17 protein-coding genes are annotated in these 16,530 nt (G+C 37.5%); 5 read left to right on the top strand and 12 right to left on the bottom strand.

Going from position 1 to position 16,530, the window contains the following annotated elements; genetic code table 11:
* Positions 1-157: 157 nt before the first annotated feature.
* The 4 genes from mnmG to mnmA all read right to left on the bottom strand — a co-directional run bounded on the left by mnmG (position 158) and on the right by mnmA (position 4,531).
* Entirely contained in the window at positions 158-2,056 is a 1,899-nt protein-coding gene (mnmG, locus tag ACYTR8_RS09315) for a tRNA uridine-5-carboxymethylaminomethyl(34) synthesis enzyme MnmG (RefSeq protein WP_479642055.1), read from the bottom strand.
* A gap of 51 nt (positions 2,057-2,107) precedes the next feature.
* Positions 2,108-2,557, bottom strand: coding sequence for an NUDIX hydrolase (locus ACYTR8_RS09310; protein WP_111717832.1), 450 nt, complete (start codon positions 2,555-2,557; stop codon positions 2,108-2,110).
* A gap of 213 nt (positions 2,558-2,770) precedes the next feature.
* Entirely contained in the window at positions 2,771-3,379 is a 609-nt protein-coding gene (locus ACYTR8_RS09305) for a MarC family protein (RefSeq protein ID WP_241067248.1), read from the bottom strand.
* Positions 3,380-3,409: 30 nt separating this feature from the next.
* Positions 3,410-4,531 (bottom strand): tRNA 2-thiouridine(34) synthase MnmA, encoded by a 1,122-nt coding sequence (mnmA, locus tag ACYTR8_RS09300; RefSeq protein ID WP_443597760.1) that lies wholly within the window; start codon positions 4,529-4,531, stop codon positions 3,410-3,412.
* 297 nt (positions 4,532-4,828) lie between these two features.
* Here mnmA and sdaAB point away from each other — a divergent pair, with 297 nt between their 5' ends.
* Genes sdaAB through ACYTR8_RS09285 form a run of 3 tightly spaced genes read left to right on the top strand, consistent with a single transcriptional unit; the run spans position 4,829 to position 7,057 of the window.
* Positions 4,829-5,500 carry an L-serine ammonia-lyase, iron-sulfur-dependent subunit beta gene (sdaAB, locus tag ACYTR8_RS09295; protein WP_003055144.1) on the top strand — a complete coding sequence of 224 codons (672 nt, stop codon included), beginning with the start codon at positions 4,829-4,831 and terminating at the stop codon, positions 5,498-5,500.
* An 11-nt stretch (positions 5,501-5,511) separates the two neighbouring features.
* A complete protein-coding gene (gene sdaAA / locus ACYTR8_RS09290; protein ID WP_111717836.1) occupies positions 5,512-6,384 on the top strand; it encodes an L-serine ammonia-lyase, iron-sulfur-dependent, subunit alpha in 873 nt (290 codons plus the stop codon).
* A gap of 25 nt (positions 6,385-6,409) precedes the next feature.
* The gene (locus tag ACYTR8_RS09285) at positions 6,410-7,057 is read left to right on the top strand and encodes an HAD hydrolase-like protein (RefSeq protein WP_479642054.1); all 648 of its coding nucleotides are present in this window, start codon (positions 6,410-6,412) and stop codon (positions 7,055-7,057) included.
* A 62-nt stretch (positions 7,058-7,119) separates the two neighbouring features.
* On the opposite strand, the gene ACYTR8_RS09280 is transcribed toward ACYTR8_RS09285, so the two are convergent.
* The 8 genes from ACYTR8_RS09280 to yfmF all read right to left on the bottom strand — a co-directional run bounded on the left by ACYTR8_RS09280 (position 7,120) and on the right by yfmF (position 14,539).
* Positions 7,120-7,734 (bottom strand): transglycosylase SLT domain-containing protein, encoded by a 615-nt coding sequence (locus tag ACYTR8_RS09280; RefSeq protein WP_048327867.1) that lies wholly within the window; start codon positions 7,732-7,734, stop codon positions 7,120-7,122.
* Positions 7,735-7,919: 185 nt separating this feature from the next.
* Entirely contained in the window at positions 7,920-8,720 is an 801-nt protein-coding gene (locus tag ACYTR8_RS09275; RefSeq protein WP_111717842.1) for an energy-coupling factor transporter transmembrane component T family protein, read from the bottom strand.
* Positions 8,713-9,555 (bottom strand): energy-coupling factor ABC transporter ATP-binding protein, encoded by an 843-nt coding sequence (locus ACYTR8_RS09270; RefSeq protein ID WP_269760793.1) that lies wholly within the window; start codon positions 9,553-9,555, stop codon positions 8,713-8,715. Before ACYTR8_RS09270 ends, ACYTR8_RS09275 begins: the two co-directional genes overlap by 8 nt.
* Entirely contained in the window at positions 9,531-10,370 is an 840-nt protein-coding gene (locus ACYTR8_RS09265) for an energy-coupling factor ABC transporter ATP-binding protein (RefSeq protein WP_269760792.1), read from the bottom strand. The genes ACYTR8_RS09270 and ACYTR8_RS09265 overlap by 25 nt, the downstream gene beginning before the upstream one ends.
* Before the next feature lie 2 nt (positions 10,371-10,372).
* A complete protein-coding gene (gene pgsA, locus ACYTR8_RS09260) occupies positions 10,373-10,915 on the bottom strand; it encodes a CDP-diacylglycerol--glycerol-3-phosphate 3-phosphatidyltransferase (protein ID WP_269760791.1) in 543 nt (180 codons plus the stop codon).
* A gap of 13 nt (positions 10,916-10,928) precedes the next feature.
* The gene (locus ACYTR8_RS09255) at positions 10,929-11,960 is read right to left on the bottom strand and encodes a helix-turn-helix domain-containing protein (RefSeq protein ID WP_111717848.1); all 1,032 of its coding nucleotides are present in this window, start codon (positions 11,958-11,960) and stop codon (positions 10,929-10,931) included.
* Positions 11,961-12,009: 49 nt separating this feature from the next.
* Positions 12,010-13,293 (bottom strand): EF-P 5-aminopentanol modification-associated protein YfmH, encoded by a 1,284-nt coding sequence (yfmH, locus tag ACYTR8_RS09250; RefSeq protein WP_269760789.1) that lies wholly within the window; start codon positions 13,291-13,293, stop codon positions 12,010-12,012.
* Between the two features lies 1 nt (position 13,294).
* Positions 13,295-14,539, bottom strand: coding sequence for an EF-P 5-aminopentanol modification-associated protein YfmF (gene yfmF / locus ACYTR8_RS09245; RefSeq protein WP_269760787.1), 1,245 nt, complete (start codon positions 14,537-14,539; stop codon positions 13,295-13,297).
* A gap of 308 nt (positions 14,540-14,847) precedes the next feature.
* Here yfmF and yaaA point away from each other — a divergent pair, with 308 nt between their 5' ends.
* Positions 14,848-15,261, top strand: a complete 414-nt coding sequence (gene yaaA, locus ACYTR8_RS09240) for a S4 domain-containing protein YaaA (protein ID WP_003055132.1) — start codon at positions 14,848-14,850, stop codon at positions 15,259-15,261.
* 1 nt (position 15,262) lies between these two features.
* Positions 15,263-16,369: a DNA replication/repair protein RecF gene (gene recF / locus ACYTR8_RS09235; RefSeq protein ID WP_443597753.1), complete on the top strand. Its 1,107-nt coding sequence runs from the start codon at positions 15,263-15,265 to the stop codon at positions 16,367-16,369.
* The last annotated feature ends 161 nt before the right edge of the window (positions 16,370-16,530 follow it).

The raw sequence follows: 16,530 nt of genomic DNA, 5'->3' as shown, positions 1-16,530 counted from the left end.
AATTATCAATAGCAATAATAAAATCAATCATCGTAGTCACCTCATCTATAGTGTACTACTTTGATTGATTTTGTCATTATGAATCTAGTTTTCTGAAAACAAAAGTTTCTTCATGCGTTTGGCGTGGTTGGTTTGAGGTTACAATTTCATGTCTGGACTAGGATTTACGACGCGCCTTACCATTTCCTTCTAAATAGACCATCAAAATGCTAATGTCAGCAGGGTTAACGCCCGAAATACGGCTAGCTTGACCAATCGTTTCAGGATTAATCTTTTTAAATTTTTGACGCGCTTCCGTTGCAATGGAATCAATAGCATCCCAATCAATATTAGCAGGAATTCTTTTTTCTTCCATCCGCTTCATCTTAGCAACTTGATCTAAAGCCTTACGAATGTAGCCTTCGTACTTGATTTCTGTTTCCAAAAGTTCAATGATTTTAGCATCTAAATCTTCTGCCGCAGGGCCAACAAAAGAAACCGCCGTAGCATAATCAATTTCTGGGCGACGCATGAATTCTTTAGCAGTCATCGCATCGGTTAACGGTTTGAAGCCTAGATTTTGAACGCGGTCATTGGTTTCTTTAATCGGTTTTAACTTGATACTATCTAACCGTTTTAATTCGTTATCAAATTGGTTTTTCTTAATCTCAAAAGCGTTCCAACGGTCATCATCAACCAACCCAATATCGCGACCAATTTCTGTCAATCGCATATCAGCATTATCATGACGTAAAATCAAACGATACTCAGCTCGCGATGTCAACAATCGATAAGGTTCCAAGGTTCCTTTGGTAACCAAATCGTCAATCATAACACCAATATAAGCATCGCTCCGTTTCAGGATAAGTTCTGGCTTACCTTGCACTTTAAGAGCAGCATTGATACCAGCAATAATCCCTTGGCCAGCAGCCTCCTCATAACCAGAAGTTCCATTGGTTTGTCCTGCTGTAAAGAGCCCAGAGATCAATTTGGTTTCCAGCGTGGCACGTAGCTGGTGGGGTAAAACAATATCATATTCAATAGCATAACCAGTTCGCATCATTTCAGCCTTTTCAAGTCCCTTGATAGAATGAATCAATTCTTTTTGAACATCTTCTGGAAGACTCGTTGACAGACCTTGAACATACACTTCCTCTGTATCACGTCCTTCTGGCTCTAGGAAAAGTTGATGACGTTCTTTATCTGCAAAGCGAACAATCTTATCTTCAATGGATGGGCAATAACGGGGGCCAACACCTTTAACGATACCAGAAAACATCGGTGCTCTGTAAAGATTCTGATTAATGATATCATGACTGGTTTGATTCGTATAAGTCAACCAGCATGGAATTTGATCTTTGAGATAATCAGCATCTTTTGACATAAATGAAAAATGATTAGGTTTGTCATCACCTGGCTGAATTTCCGTTTGATCGTAATCAATAGAAGATGCTTTGACACGAGGAGGAGTACCTGTTTTAAATCTGCCAATTTCTAAGCCGAGTTTTTTTAAATTATCTGCTAAGGTTACTGAGGCCAAACTATTATTAGGACCAGAGGAATATTTGAGCTCTCCTAAAATAATTTCCCCACGGAGGGCTGTTCCTGTTGTCACCACAACAGCTTTAGCCGCAAATTTTTGTCCTGTTGCTGTTAAAATACCTACCACTCGACCATCTTCAACTAGAATATCATCAATCATCGTTTGGCGAAGAGTCAAATTAGCCTGTTTTTCAACGGTATGTTTCATTTCACGCGCATACAGGGATTTATCTGCTTGAGCTCGGAGGGCGCGTACAGCTGGGCCCTTACCTGTATTAAGCATTTTCATCTGGATATAGGTTTTATCAATATTTTTACCCATTTCGCCGCCAAGAGCATCGATTTCTCGTACTACTATCCCTTTGGCAGATCCTCCAATAGAAGGATTACACGGCATAAAAGCCAACATATCAAGGTTGATTGTTGCCAATAAAGTTTTACAACCCATACGACTAGTGGCCAAACTCGCTTCAACACCAGCATGACCTGCACCTATGACAATGACGTCATAGCTTTCTGTAAATTCATGTGTCATTTTTTCAAATCCTTTATTTCAGTCTATTAATTTTAAATCATACGCTTCCGTTTAGCTTTCAATGTGGACAATATGTCCTGGCCATTTAGCCAGCTCGGTTTGTAAAAACTCAGGAACGAGATTAATTTGATCCAGCTGACTAATTGGAACCCATTCACACACCTGTTTCTTGGTATTTTCCATCATCTCAAGTTTAGGCTCTTCTAAAGGATGAACAAGATAATGAAATTCAATATTATGCCAAAAAACATCGGCACTATAAAATCGATTCTCAACAACAAAAGCTAATTGATTCACTTCGACAGAGATTCCGACTTCTTCTAAGGTTTCACGTAAAACAGTCTCACGTGTTTTTTCACCTACTAGGCTTGCGCCACCAATGGTGTAATATTTGCCAGTTGCATCTCTGGTTAAAAAAATCTTACCCTCTCTAATCATCAAAGCACTAGCTCTTAAACTAAAGGTTGTCTGACCTCTAGTCGTTCTAAAATCCATTCCCATTCGTCACCTCATTTCTCGAACCAAACCATAAAAAGAGCCAAAACCCTAGAAAATTGCAGGACAAAAAACCTACAATATTCATGAGCTTTGACCATCATTGCTATTGTTACTATCTATTTTAAAAAATTCCTTGGTAATTGTCAATTCTCCATGTTAGTTATTTATTGACACATTTGTCAAGTAACTTAACAATTTTGTCAACACTTTGTCAAGTTACTTAAAAGCTCCTTGAATACCCATAATTAACATTTGCATACCTATAGTTGTCAGAATAAGCCCCATCACCCGCGTGATAATAGCCATAATATTTTGACCTAAAAAACGAGCAATATCTTTGGCGCTTAGTAAAAGTAGGTAAGTCAGTAAACAAAGAAGCAAGAAAGCTGTCAAGGTTATGAGACGATGTTCCCAGCCTCCTTGAGATAAAGTGATAGCTGTAGCTATGGTACCCGGACCTGCAAATAGTGGCATAGCTAGGGGAGACACAGCAACAGCCGTTGGATCTGCTACTAACTCGTTTCCCACATGTTTCGCATCTGGTGAATGAACACCATTAATCATATGATAGCCTGTTAGAGCCACTAAAATACCACCTGCTATTCTTAAAGCAGCTAAGGTGATACCAAATAAAGTAAACAGAACATGTCCTGTCATCACAACTATAGCTATAATAACAAATGCAATCGTTAAACTTTTACGAGCTATCCTTTTAGAAATAATCTGGTCATCATCTGCTACCAAGGCAATGTAAGCTGGTAAATTAGATAAGGGATTCATAATGGCAAAAAAAGCCATAAAGGTCAATATAAATTTTGAAACCATTTCTAACGCCTCTTAATTCATGACTTCATTTTAAATGTATTGACAAGGTTGTCCATCTCTATAGGCCATATCAATCATACCACCACCAAGACATTCTTCACCGTCATAGAAAACAACAGCTTGACCTGGAGTAATAGCACGCTGTGGCTCTGCAAAAACAACTTCTGCCTTGTCTCCTTTAACATGAACAGTAACCTTGGAATCGGGTTGACGATAGCGGAATTTAGCGGTACATTCTAATGTAAACTCTTCTGGCATCTCACGTGTAAAGTGAACAACAGAAGCATCAAGACTAGTTGACATCAGTGACTCATGATAAAAACCTTGGCCAACATATAAAATATTTTGTGACAAATCTTTACCTACTACAAACCAAGGTTGATTGTCTCCTCCATGTTGACCGCCAATTCCAAGGCCCCCACGTTGACCAATAGTGTAATACATGAGACCAGCATGTTCTCCCATGTCACGCCCATCAACAGTCATCATCCGTCCTTTTTGAGCAGGTAAATATTGACTTAAAAAGGTTTTAAAATTCTTTTCTCCGATAAAACAAATGCCAGTTGAATCTTTCTTCTTAGCTGTTGCAAGCCCTGCCCGCTCAGCAATTTGCCTTACTTCTGTTTTTTGTAAATGTCCTAAAGGGAACAAAGTTTTTTGCAATTGTTTTTGAGATAATTGACTTAAGAAGTAAGTTTGATCCTTACCATTATCAGCACCACGTAGCATGTGAACTGTCCCATCTTCGTCTCGCTTTACTTGAGCGTAGTGTCCAGTTGCCACATAATCTGCCCCGAGTGTCATCGCGTAGTCAAGAAAGGCTTTAAACTTGATTTCCTTGTTACACATAACATCAGGATTTGGAGTTCTACCTGCTCGGTACTCAGCTAGAAAATACTCAAAGACCCTATCCCAATATTCTTTTTCAAAATTAACTGAGTAGTAAGGAATGCCAATCTGATCGGCAACTGCTGCTACATCTTTGTAATCTTCAGTTGCTGTACACACACCAAATTCATCTGTATCATCCCAGTTTTTCATAAAAACACCGATGACATCGTACCCCTGCTCCTTTAAAAGCAAAGCTGTCACAGATGAATCAACACCACCACTCATACCAACAACAACACGTGTGTTTGAGTTATCTGTCATAAAAAAATTCTCCCATCAATTTTAAGATATAAAGAACACCGTAACGTTAAATGCGAAACAATTATTCTTCATTGTCAACAACGGACGATTGAAGGTCGTCGTTTTCAAAAGTCGATTTGAAGGTCGATTTTGAAGCATCCTTAGACGCTTAGACTATTATATCAGTAATTAGTCGGAACACCAATCATTTTATTACTCAATAATTTTTTATTACAAAAATAATTTTTTATAATTACAAGGGTATTTTTAAACTTTTTTCTGTTATAATAAAAGTAGAAATAAAAAACGGAGTTGCCTATGAACACACAAAAATTTCAATCAGTTTTTGACATCATTGGACCAGTGATGATTGGCCCTTCAAGTAGTCACACTGCTGGTGCAGTTAGAATCGGCAAAGTTGTCCATTCCATATTCGGAGAAATTCCCGATGAAGTGACTTTCCATCTCTATAATTCTTTTGCAAAGACTTATAAAGGACATGGGACTGATAAGGCTTTGGTTGCTGGAATTATGGGAATGGATACAGATAATCCTGATATCAAGCGTTCTCTTGAAATTGCCCACCAAAAAGGCATTAAAATTTATTGGGATATTTTAAAAGATAGTAACGCCCCCCACCCCAATACGGTTAAAATCAGTGTTAAAAAAGCTGATAAAAGCATGAGTGTTACTGGTGTTTCCATCGGAGGGGGAAATATCCAAGTTACAGAATTAAATGGTTTCTCTGTCTCATTATCTATGAATACTCCTACCATTATTACTGTCCACCAAGATATTCCTGGCATGATTGCAAAAGTAACAGATATCCTATCTTCCAGTAATATCAATATCGCTACAATGAATGTTACTCGTGAATCAGCTGGTGAAAAAGCCATTATGATTATTGAAGTTGATTCTAGAGAGTGTCAAGACGCTGTCAAGTCGATTGCCAAGATTCCTAACATTCACAACGTCAACTTCTTTGACTAGAGAGGAAAGTTATGTTTTACACTATTGAAGAACTTGTCAAGCAAGCTGACCAAGAATTTGGTGGCAATGTGGCGGAATTAATGATTGCCACAGAAATTGAGATGACCGGACGAAGTCGAGAAGACATCATTACAATCATGTCACGCAATCTAGAAGTTATGAAAGAGTCCGTTCAAAAAGGGTTGACGCCTACCAAATCAATCAGCGGGCTAACAGGGGGCGATGCCCTCAAAATGGAACACTACATCCAAGAAGGGAAGACACTGGCTGATATCACCGTGCTCACTGCTGTTAGAAATGCCATGGCTGTCAATGAACTGAATGCTAAGATGGGGCTTGTTTGTGCAACTCCCACTGCTGGTAGTGCTGGCTGTCTGCCAGCTGTCCTTGCCACAGCCATTGACAAGCTTAACTTATCTGAAAAAGAACAATTAGAGTTCCTCTTTACAGCTGGTGCGTTTGGTCTTGTTATCGGAAACAATGCCTCTATTTCTGGAGCCGAGGGAGGCTGTCAAGCAGAGGTGGGATCAGCATCTGCTATGAGTGCTGCTGCACTCGTCAAAGCAGCAGGTGGTACCGCTCATCAAGCCAGTCAAGCGATCGCTTTTGTCATCAAAAACCTATTGGGGCTTATTTGTGATCCTGTTGCTGGCTTAGTAGAGGTTCCTTGTGTGAAGCGAAATGCTTTGGGAGCAAGCTTTGCCCTCGTTGCAGCTGATATGGCTTTAGCTGACATTGAATCCCAAATCCCGGTAGACGAGGTGATTGATGCAATGTATCAGGTAGGTTCTGCTATGCCAACTGCTTTCCGTGAAACGGCTGAAGGAGGACTAGCAGCAACCCCAACAGGTCGTCGTTATAGTAAAGAAATTTTTGGTGAATAACGTCTACTGATTTTAGGAGGGGACTTTGACAGCTATTTTATTTGATTTGGATGGGACTTTGGTTGACTCAAGTCCTGGTATATTAAATGCCTTTCAATATACTTTTAAACAAATGAATCACATCGTCCCAGATGCTAGCTTATTATCAACTTACATTGGCCCTCCTTTGGAAACAACTTTTAGAGCCTTTTTTGAAAATAAAGACCAAGTTGAACAAGCTATTTTACATTTTAGAGCATTCTACAAAGAATTTGGAATCTATCAAGTATCTGTCTACGATGACATCGAGACACTTTTAAGAACGTTAGTACAGGAAGGCTTTGACCTATATGTAACCACTAGTAAACATGAACCAATGGCTATCCAAATGTTAACCAATCTAGGTATTACCGATTACTTTACAGGAGTCTTTGGTTCTACTTCTGTCCGTTACCATAAAGCCGATGTCATTCAATCCTGTTTACAAAGCATGTCAACATCAGCCCAAAATCCTATCATTATTGGAGACACCAAATTTGATATTATTGGGGGAAAACAAGTTAACATTACAACAATCGGTGTGACTTGGGGCTTTGGTAGTCAAGAAGAGTTACAATTGAGTAAAGCTGATTACATTGTCAAACAACCTCTCGATATTTACACTCTGCTCCAAAACATGTCAACCTTAACCTGAAACAATCAAAAATGACTGTCAAACTTGCTGACAGTCATTTTTAATTGTTCTTTTTTATGAGCTTAATATCCCCAAGCTGATAAGCCTTGTGCACGGTAAGCATTCAAAGCGGAATTCACTTGATCTTGAACAGTTGCTGTTGATCCCCAACCTGGCATCGTTTGGAATAAACCTGACGCTCCTGAAGCATTCGCAGCACTTGGGTTACCATTAGATTCACGCGCAATAATGTGTTCCCATGTTGATTGTGGTACACCAGTTGCAGCTGCCATCTGAGCTGCTGCTTGACTACCAACCACACCAGCAGTATTTCCGTTAGAAAGAACAACACCACCTGAGCTGTAAGCTACTGGAGCTGCTGTATATTGAACAACTTGAGTTGTTTCTTGTTGAACAACCGGAGTTGCTTCCGCAGCTGGTGCTGCTTGCTCTGCTGCTGGAGCTGGTTCTGAAGTCGCCTCAGCAGATTCCTTTTTTGGTTCTTCTTTAACAGCTTCTTGACTAGTTTTTTTAGCTTTTTTTACTTTTTTGATAACCTTAGGCTCAGATTTCTTAGCGTAAGAATCTGTATCAACATTTTTGCTTGAAAATGCAAAAATAACTGCTAACATCGCAATAGCAACTGCGATAACCCCAAAACTAAAATAACGTTGTTTTAAATTTTCTTTTTTAAACATTCAATAAATACCTCACTTTTCTCCGTTATCCATAATAGCCTTTAATTATTACCTTGCCATTGAAGATATATTAAAATTATTACAGCAATATTGATATTACAAGAAGTTATAGGTATGAAAAGGCTCTCCCAATCTTCAAACAGAAATGGAAGAGCTTTCTTATTTATTTGAATACTTTTGAACACTTATAAAGGATTTTTCAAGAAAAAGAGCAGGATACCTAAGATTAAAACTGAGCTCACTGCAAAACTATCTTTTAGTTGCCAATCTAGTTGACGGTATTTAGTACGACCCTCTCCTCCTTGATAACCTCTGGCCTCCATAGCAATAGCCAGGGCATCTGCTCTTTTAAAACTAGAAGCAAATAAAGGAATTAAAATAGGGATAATGGATTTCACTTTTTGAACCAAGTTTCCTTCACCGTAATCCACACCTCGAGCCTTCTGCGCATTCATGATACGGGTAGTATCATCCATGAGAGTTGGCACAAAACGCAAACTCAAGGACAGCATCAACCCAATTTCATGAGCTGGAACCTTGAACCTAGTTAAAGGTTTTAACAAGGACTCAACGGCATCCGATAAACTCAAGGGGGTTGTTGTTAGGGTAAGTAACGTTGAAAAGAAAATAATTAAAACAAAGCGCATAAAAATTAAAATCGCTTGACTGAGCCCTAAATCAGTGATAGTAATAATACCCAGACGAAAAATAGGTGAGCCACCTTGGGCGAAAAACATCTGAAATAGAGTCGTAAAAAGGATAATTCCAATCATTGGTTTAACCCCATTCAAAAAGAATGATAACTTGATTTTCGATAAGAAAACAACACCTAAGGTAAAACCCAACATCAATAGATTGGTCACCACATTATTCGCCCAAAAAATAATAATAATGTAAATAATCATTGCTAACAATTTACTTCTAGGATCCAGACGATGAATAAGGGAGTTACCTGGAATATAACGTCCCAGAATCAATTTATCCATGTCTAAGCACCTCCCTAAGCTCTTCTAAGGTAATAGGCAAAGAAGAAAGAGCCATTCCTCGATCAACAAGTCCTTGAGCGAATTTAGTCACTTTAGGAACACCCAGTTGTTTTTCCTCTAAGAAATGAACCCTTTGAAAAACAGACTTTGGTTCTCCTGACAAAATTATTTTTCCCTCTTCCAGAACATACACAAAATCAGCATAGTTTGCCACATCGTCCATCAGATGAGTTACCAAGACAATGGTCATTCCTAGTTGATGGAGCTTTTTAAATAAGGTCATCAATTCCTTTCGACCTTTTGGATCCAGGCCTGCTGTTGGCTCATCCAAAACTAAAACATCCGGCTGCATAGCTAAAATACCAGCAATAGCTACACGTCGCATTTGACCTCCTGATAATTCAAAAGGATTTTTATCAAAAAGATTTTCTGAAATACCTACAAGTGCCAGCTTCTCACGCGCTAAAGCTTCTGCTTCTTCCTGAGAAACCCCAAAATTTTGAGGGCCAAAAGCAACATCTTTTAAGACAGTTTCCTCAAACAACTGGCTTTCTGGAAATTGAAACACTAGACCTACGTGCTTACGAACAGATTTGATGTCTTTATTTTTAGACTGATTTGTAATCTCCTGCTTGCCAACCCTAACAATTCCTTTAGTCGGAGTATGTAATCCATTCAACAACTGCATAATCGTTGATTTGCCAGAACCAGTATGGCCAATAAAGGCTGTATAAGACCCGTCTAAAATAGTTAAATCAATGTCAAAAAGGGCACGCCCTTCAAAAGGGGTCCCTGCTTGATAAGTATAACTTACATTTTGGAAATTAATTGACATAATTGATTTTCTAATTCCTTTTCTGTGAGATAAGAAGCTTCAATTGGGTAACCTTCCTCTGTAAGAATCTGTACAACAGAAGCGGTGAAGGGAATATCAAGGCCCAACTGGAGAAGATCGCCACCTCTTGCAAACAATTGTTCTGGCGTTGAGGCTGACTCCACTTGTCCATCTTTCATCACTAAGACGCGATCACTCAGAGCAACTTCATCTAAATCATGGGTAATGGAAATCACTGTTATCTGGTAATCTTCACGAATCGACTGAATAGTCCGAATCAATTCTAAACGTCCTTTTGGATCAAGCATACTAGTGGCTTCATCTAAAATAATGATTTTCGGCCTCATAGCAACAGCTCCTGCAATAGCAACCCGTTGTTTTTGCCCACCAGATAAGCGAGAAGGTTCCCTATCTTTAAAATCTTGCATACCTACGAGTTGTAAAGCCTGGTTGACACGCTCCTTCATCTCTTGATGGGCAATTCCTTTGTTCTCAAGCCCAAAAGCAACATCATCTTCAACTGTAGCTCCTACAAATTGATTGTCAGGATTTTGGAATACCATACCGATTTTATGACGAATATCCCAAACGTTTTCTTCTGTTAGCAATTCACCATCTACAAAAATATCCCCTGAATCAGCTTCCAATAAACCATCAATGAGACGAACAGTCGTCGATTTTCCTGATCCATTATGACCAATAATAGACAACCACTCACCTTGTTTCACATGAAACGAAACCTGATTTAAGGTTGGTTTTTCCTGATTTGGATGGTAATGAAATGTAACCTGTTTGAGTTCAATAATATTTGACATGATTATTTAAAGGTATCCTTGAAGAGAAAACTTGCTCCTTTGAAGTAATCATAACCAGAATAAATGGTAAAGAAAAGAGCAACATAGAGAAAGACATTTCCTAATAACGTCCAGTGACAAAGCAAGAAAATGATAGACAACATTTGAGTTGTTGTTTTTATCTTTCCTGGCATAGCAGCTGCCAAAATTTCTCCACCTGTTTCAACAAGTAATAAACGAAGCCCAGTCACAGCCAATTCTCGACAGATGATAATAGCTGATACCCAAGCAGGCGCCAGACCCAGTCCAACTAACATGATAAAAGCACTCATCACAAGCATTTTATCTGCTAGAGGATCAGCAAATTTCCCAAAATTAGTAACAACACGCCACTTACGTGCAAGGTACCCGTCTAAATAGTCAGTTAAGCTAGCGACTGCAAAGATAATAGCTGCAAATACATGCCAGCTGAGTTCATTAGAAAAAGAGGTAACCAGGAGAAAGAGGGGAATCATTACAATTCGAATAAGGGTTAATAAATTGGGAATATTTTCTTTTTTTGTCATTTTCGTACCTTAATTATTGAATTTTAAATGTGATATAACTTAAATCAGTACTTGTTAAAGCAGATAAGTCAAGGGGTTGTCCGTCAACGGTTACAGACACGCCTTTTGTGATACCCAGTGTCAATAAAGACTCTGTTACATCAGCAGGTAAGGTTGCCGTATATGTCGGAGATTCTTGCGTTAGTGTAGTGCCACTCTCTCCAATTTCAGAATTAGTCAAGGAAATCCAACTACTTTCTGCATCTGTTAAGGAAACAGTGATGTCAACTGTTTCTTTCGATTTGGTAACTGTTGCTACCAAATAGTTATCTGCGCCTTCTGTTGTGATTTGAGTTTGAGGTTCACTTGAACTTTCTTTTGAAGCTGCTTTCGATTCTTTAGAAGCCTCAAGTAAAGCCATTTCAGCTTCTTTAGCACGCTGACCTTTTTCAAATTGTTTCCAGACACCAAAAAAGATAACCCCGACAATCGCTATAGCAACTAAACCTAAGATAAAAGCGGGTACTATTGATTTTTTAGAGTAATCACCATTGTCATAGCGTCTTGAACGTGAGACATTTGTCTTTTTAGGCACCAAACGATCATCACCTTTAAACTGACTGACAGCTGGTATAGCCTTTGCAGGGGTTTTAGAGTCCAAACCGACTGTTTTGACGGGAATAACCAATGTCTCCTGAGTTTTTTTAGGTGGCGTCGAGGTGTAATGAGGGTAAGGCATTCCACCAGTTGCCATTTTTTCTTGCAATCGCTTCTGACTTAGTTTTTCTTCGACAATTTCTGTTACTGATTTCGTATCACTCTTTTTTTTAGCATTCACTTGATAATGATAGCGGCGTTTTAAAGTAATGAAATCTAATTCCACAATATCGGCATAGTCTTTTAAATACTGGTCAAATTTCTCTTCTGGAATAATCTTAAATTGATCTAACTCCATTGCCAATAAGTAATGAGAAGAAATCCCTGTTTTGGATTCAATATCATCTAATGTGATATTTTTGCCAACACGCGATTCTCTTAAAACCTCACCAAGACTTTTTTCACTCATACGGGTACCTCAAAAATATTATAATAACTCCATTATAGCAGATTTTGAATTATTTTGGAAAGACAGTAAAATCGGAAACATCTGCTTCTTCAAAAAAAGCTTCCCCAATAACAAGAATATCTGTCAAGGTTATAGTCTCTATAATTCTTGGGAGATCAAAATAGGTTTCTTTATCAGATAAATAAAGGTTAAATTGACTCGTAAGATGATCAATAGAGTCTAAACTTTGAATAAAATCGCCATACATTTCTTGTTTTAAAAGGGTTAAATGCTCATCTGTCAACTCTTGTGATTGCCTAATGTCTGTTAATCGACGGCGAATGTGATTTGACATAGCAATTGGTTCAGCAGTATCCAACGATATTAAAATAAATTGAAAATCATCTTGAATTTCAATTTCTATATCAAAGGAATCATCTATTTTTCCTTCTTCATACCATTCATGGTAAGTTTTAGAAGTCCATCCTAGAAGCATGGCCAATAATAATTTTAAGGCCACACGGTAAGTTAATAGAGAATAGTTATCTAAAACGAGATAACCTCGGAAACCAACAACTAACTTAGCAGTGGCTACATCCATATCGATAGATGATGAAGGGATGACTGGATAATGGTGCAATTCTTCTACAATCACCATTTTTTCTTCAGAAGAAGGTAAAGCTTTTTGGAAAGTTTGGATAGCTGCAAAGATTTCGTCAACATCAATATCACCAATCACTAATAAACTCATATTAGAAGGGTGATAAAAATAGGAATGGTGTGCATCCAACAAAGCTTTTGTGATATCTTGAATTGATTCTTTTGTTCCTGCAATATCATTAGCTAGGCTAGTATTAGGAAATAAATTTTGCAAAATCCCGCTATAAGCACGGTAGTCAGGATCGTCCTGATACATGTCAATTTCTTGCTCTATAATTTTCTTTTCTCTGTTGACGGATTCATCTGTAAAGTGAGCAGAAAGGACAAAACTCTGAAGTAACTTGAGACCTTCTGAAAATGCCTTAGCAGTTGAAAAGAAGTAACTTGTCTTATCGAATGTGGTGAAAGCGTTTGTCTCTGCACCCAGCTGAGTGAATGCTAGAGAAATGTCTTCCCCTGTCTTATCTTCGAAAAGTTTATGCTCTAGAAAATGAGCAATCCCTTCTGGAGCAATAGTCGACTTGCCATCCACTGTCAACCTATTGTCAAGAGAACCAAAATCAACTGTCAACATAGCTGTCTTTTCCGAATAACCAGTTTTCTTTATGAAATAAACTGTTAACCCATTTTCTAATCTACCATAGTAAAGTGTCTCGTCAATATTAGGGTAATCTATCTTTACTAGTTTTGTCATCTTATTTTCCTTCCAAGAAGTAAACTGTCTGGAGTTTTAATAAATTGGCAACTTTAATGATATCTACTTTACTAACCTTGTCAATCTCATCAATCCAATGTTTAATCGAATAAGAAGGATCAATATAGGAAGCCATATAAGTCATCTCAATCATGTTTTTACTGTAATCTTCAGATAAGAGAGCATTATTAATAAGCATTAGTTTGGTCTTTTTCATTAGTTGCCCTGAAAATCGTCCCATCTTAATATCGTTCAACTCCTTGACAATTAATTGTAAGGTTTTTGTCCTATTTTGACTGTCAATACCTGCGTAAACATCAAACAAGCCAGTGTAAACATCAAATCGACAACCAATACTGTAAGCCAATCCCTCTTCTTCTCTGATTTTTGTGAAGAAACGAGAATGAGCAAATGAGCCTAATAGACCATTCAAAACAACTAAGGCATAATATTCCCTTTGTCCAAAAACCAAAGGAAAGTGATAAGCCAGCTGGAGGATGGACTGATTGATATCCTTTTTTTCAATGGATTCCTTGATAATATTAACAGCATCCTGTAAATAGAAGAAATCCAATTTTTTCTTACGAGCATCAAAAGGAAACTGATGTAACAATTGAACAACACGGTAATCGTCAAAATCTCCTAAGACAAAAATATCAATCTGATCTTCATTGAGCATCTTATGGAATTCTTGATAGCTAGTATAGGCAGTTTCTTTGGTGATGAGTTCTGCAGTACCATATTTAGATACTTGTAGTTCTTTGTTAAGGTAAAATAATTCTTTAGTTTTAAGAGAACTATAATAAAACGAGTCTTCTTTATCCGATTCAACATAATTAATCAAGTTAGACTTTTCAATATCAAAAACCTTAGGTTGGTATTGAGCGATTGATAATAAAGGTGAAAACAAGATTTCCTTTAAAAATTGAATCATTTCATCTAAAACTTTTTCCCCTTGAAAAGCATATCGATCTTGAACAAAGGTAATATCAATGTCAACAATGTGTACCAAGCCTTTAGTTGACATATTCGTTGACAAGTTGGCTCCGTAAAGTTCTGCCAATTTTTCTCTAAACAATTTAGCTGTTGGGTAGCGATCATTAGCTGTTGCTAACATCTGTGCCACTAAGACTCTTTTGGCTACTGTTTTTTGGTTCAAATCACCTGAAAAACGAAAGGTAATATGATTGGTTTTAAACCGTTTGGTCTTAATCAGATGAAGTTGTACTCCCTGAACAATTTTCATAATGTTTCCTTAATAAATAGTGTGATCCTTACGATTATACCATTTTTATTCAGGTTAGGTGAGTGATAACTTTTTAAATTCCTTACGGTTAAACAAAAAAGAAGCAATTGACTTGCTCCTATAATTTACTGCAAAATAAGGCCAGTAATACCTCTAAAAAGTTTCAACCACACTTTATTCTTAAAAATACAGATTATATTATATCAAATAACGTCTCACTTTGGAATAGTCAAATAGCTCTTATTCAGCTATTATTATTTATTCCTGTTTTATGCTATAATGACTTGAATGACAAAATGGAGATGACAATGATATACAAATTATTTACAGAATTTATCACCCTACAAGCCCTTCTTAAAGAATTAGGAATTATCCAAAGTGGTGGCGCTATCAAGGGATTTCTCGCTGAAACAACCGTTCTATTTAATGGTGAAGATGAAAAACGTCGAGGCAAAAAAATCAGAATAGGGGATAAGATTTCTCTACCTGACCAAGACTTAATTATCACTATTGTTGAGCCTAGTCAAGAAGAAAAAGAACAGTTTGCCGAAGAAATGGCTGAAAAGACACGTGTAGCGGCTATAGTGAAACAAATGAACCAAGCTAACAAAAAGACTTCTTCTAAACATAACAATCGTCAATCTACTACCAAAAAATCACTAAAAGCAACTAAGAAAACTAAAGGTAAACCAACTGCACCTGTCCGCTTCCCAGGTATCTAATATGTGGATTAAAGAGTTAGAGTTAAAACATTATCGCAATTATGACCACCTACTTGCCTCATTTTCATCGGGTTTAAATGTCTTTATCGGTAATAATGCTCAAGGAAAAACCAATTTTCTCGAGGCAATCTATTTTCTATCACTTACTAGAAGTCATCGCACGAGGGCTGATAAAGAATTGATTCATTTTGATCACTCAACTGTTTCTCTTACTGGTAAGATTCAGCGTGTTAGTGGTACTGTTGATTTAGAAATCAATCTATCAGATAAAGGACGTGTGACAAAGATTAATGCGCTAAAGCAAGCAAAATTATCTGATTATATTGGAACGATGATGGTTGTGCTTTTTGCACCAGAAGATTTGCAACTAGTTAAAGGAGCACCTAGCCTTCGTCGCAAATTTATCGACATTGACCTTGGTCAAATTAAGCCTGTTTACTTATCTGAGTTATCCCATTATAACCACGTGCTTAAACAGCGTAATAGCTATTTAAAAAGTGCCCAACAAATTGATGCCGCTTTTCTAGCTGTTCTAGATGAGCAATTAGCTAGCTATGGAACCCGTGTCATGGAACATCGTATTGATTTTATCAATGCGTTAGAGAAAGAAGCAAATACTCATCACCAAGCCATTTCAAATGGTTTAGAAAATCTCTCTCTCTCCTATCAGTCGTCCGTTGTCTTTGACAAAAGAACTAATATTTACCAACAATTTTTATACCAACTTGAAAAAAATCAGCAGAAAGATTTCTTCCGTAAAAATACTAGTGTTGGCCCACATCGCGATGACTTGGCCTTTTACATTAACAGGATGAATGCTAACTTTGCTAGTCAAGGTCAGCACCGCAGTCTTATTCTTTCCTTAAAAATGGCTGAAGTTAGTTTAATGAAGGCCTTGACTGGAGATAATCCCATTCTTTTACTAGACGATGTCATGAGCGAGCTAGACAATACACGACAAACAAAGTTACTTGAAACAGTAATTAAAGAAAATGTCCAAACCTTTATCACAACAACAAGTTTAGATCACCTGTCACAGTTGCCAGAAGGTATCCGTATTTTTCACGTGACAAAAGGAACCGTTCAAGTTGATTCTGAAATTCACTAATAACATCAAAAAAGGGTTCAGTTAAACTGAACCCTCAGACTGAAGACAAAGTCCTTAGAATCACTTTTCTAGGGGCTTTTCATGATATTTAGGAGTATAATATAAGAAAAAGGACTTGTGAGGTTCTCCTATGTTACACAAAGAAAAACCTGATTATAACC

Source organism: Streptococcus sp. F2, from assembly GCF_056500955.1.
This window is presented reverse-complemented; position numbering and strand designations above follow the sequence as displayed.

Bases quoted from the DNA above. Each gene is read 5' to 3' on its own strand.
- mnmG (WP_479642055.1), bottom strand. From the start codon at position 2,056: ATGACACATGAATTTACAGAAAGCTATGACGTCATTGTCATAGGTGCA.
- ACYTR8_RS09310 (WP_111717832.1), bottom strand. From the start codon at position 2,557: ATGGGAATGGATTTTAGAACGACTAGAGGTCAGACAACCTTTAGTTTA.
- ACYTR8_RS09305 (WP_241067248.1), bottom strand. From the start codon at position 3,379: ATGGTTTCAAAATTTATATTGACCTTTATGGCTTTTTTTGCCATTATG.
- mnmA (WP_443597760.1), bottom strand. From the start codon at position 4,531: ATGACAGATAACTCAAACACACGTGTTGTTGTTGGTATGAGTGGTGGT.
- sdaAB (WP_003055144.1), top strand. From the start codon at position 4,829: ATGAACACACAAAAATTTCAATCAGTTTTTGACATCATTGGACCAGTG.
- sdaAA (WP_111717836.1), top strand. From the start codon at position 5,512: ATGTTTTACACTATTGAAGAACTTGTCAAGCAAGCTGACCAAGAATTT.
- ACYTR8_RS09280 (WP_048327867.1), bottom strand. From the start codon at position 7,734: ATGTTTAAAAAAGAAAATTTAAAACAACGTTATTTTAGTTTTGGGGTT.
- ACYTR8_RS09275 (WP_111717842.1), bottom strand. From the start codon at position 8,720: ATGGATAAATTGATTCTGGGACGTTATATTCCAGGTAACTCCCTTATT.
- ACYTR8_RS09270 (WP_269760793.1), bottom strand. From the start codon at position 9,555: ATGTCAATTAATTTCCAAAATGTAAGTTATACTTATCAAGCAGGGACC.
- ACYTR8_RS09265 (WP_269760792.1), bottom strand. From the start codon at position 10,370: ATGTCAAATATTATTGAACTCAAACAGGTTACATTTCATTACCATCCA.
- pgsA (WP_269760791.1), bottom strand. From the start codon at position 10,915: ATGACAAAAAAAGAAAATATTCCCAATTTATTAACCCTTATTCGAATT.
- ACYTR8_RS09255 (WP_111717848.1), bottom strand. From the start codon at position 11,960: ATGAGTGAAAAAAGTCTTGGTGAGGTTTTAAGAGAATCGCGTGTTGGC.
- yfmH (WP_269760789.1), bottom strand. From the start codon at position 13,293: ATGACAAAACTAGTAAAGATAGATTACCCTAATATTGACGAGACACTT.
- yfmF (WP_269760787.1), bottom strand. From the start codon at position 14,539: ATGAAAATTGTTCAGGGAGTACAACTTCATCTGATTAAGACCAAACGG.
- yaaA (WP_003055132.1), top strand. From the start codon at position 14,848: ATGATATACAAATTATTTACAGAATTTATCACCCTACAAGCCCTTCTT.
- recF (WP_443597753.1), top strand. From the start codon at position 15,263: ATGTGGATTAAAGAGTTAGAGTTAAAACATTATCGCAATTATGACCAC.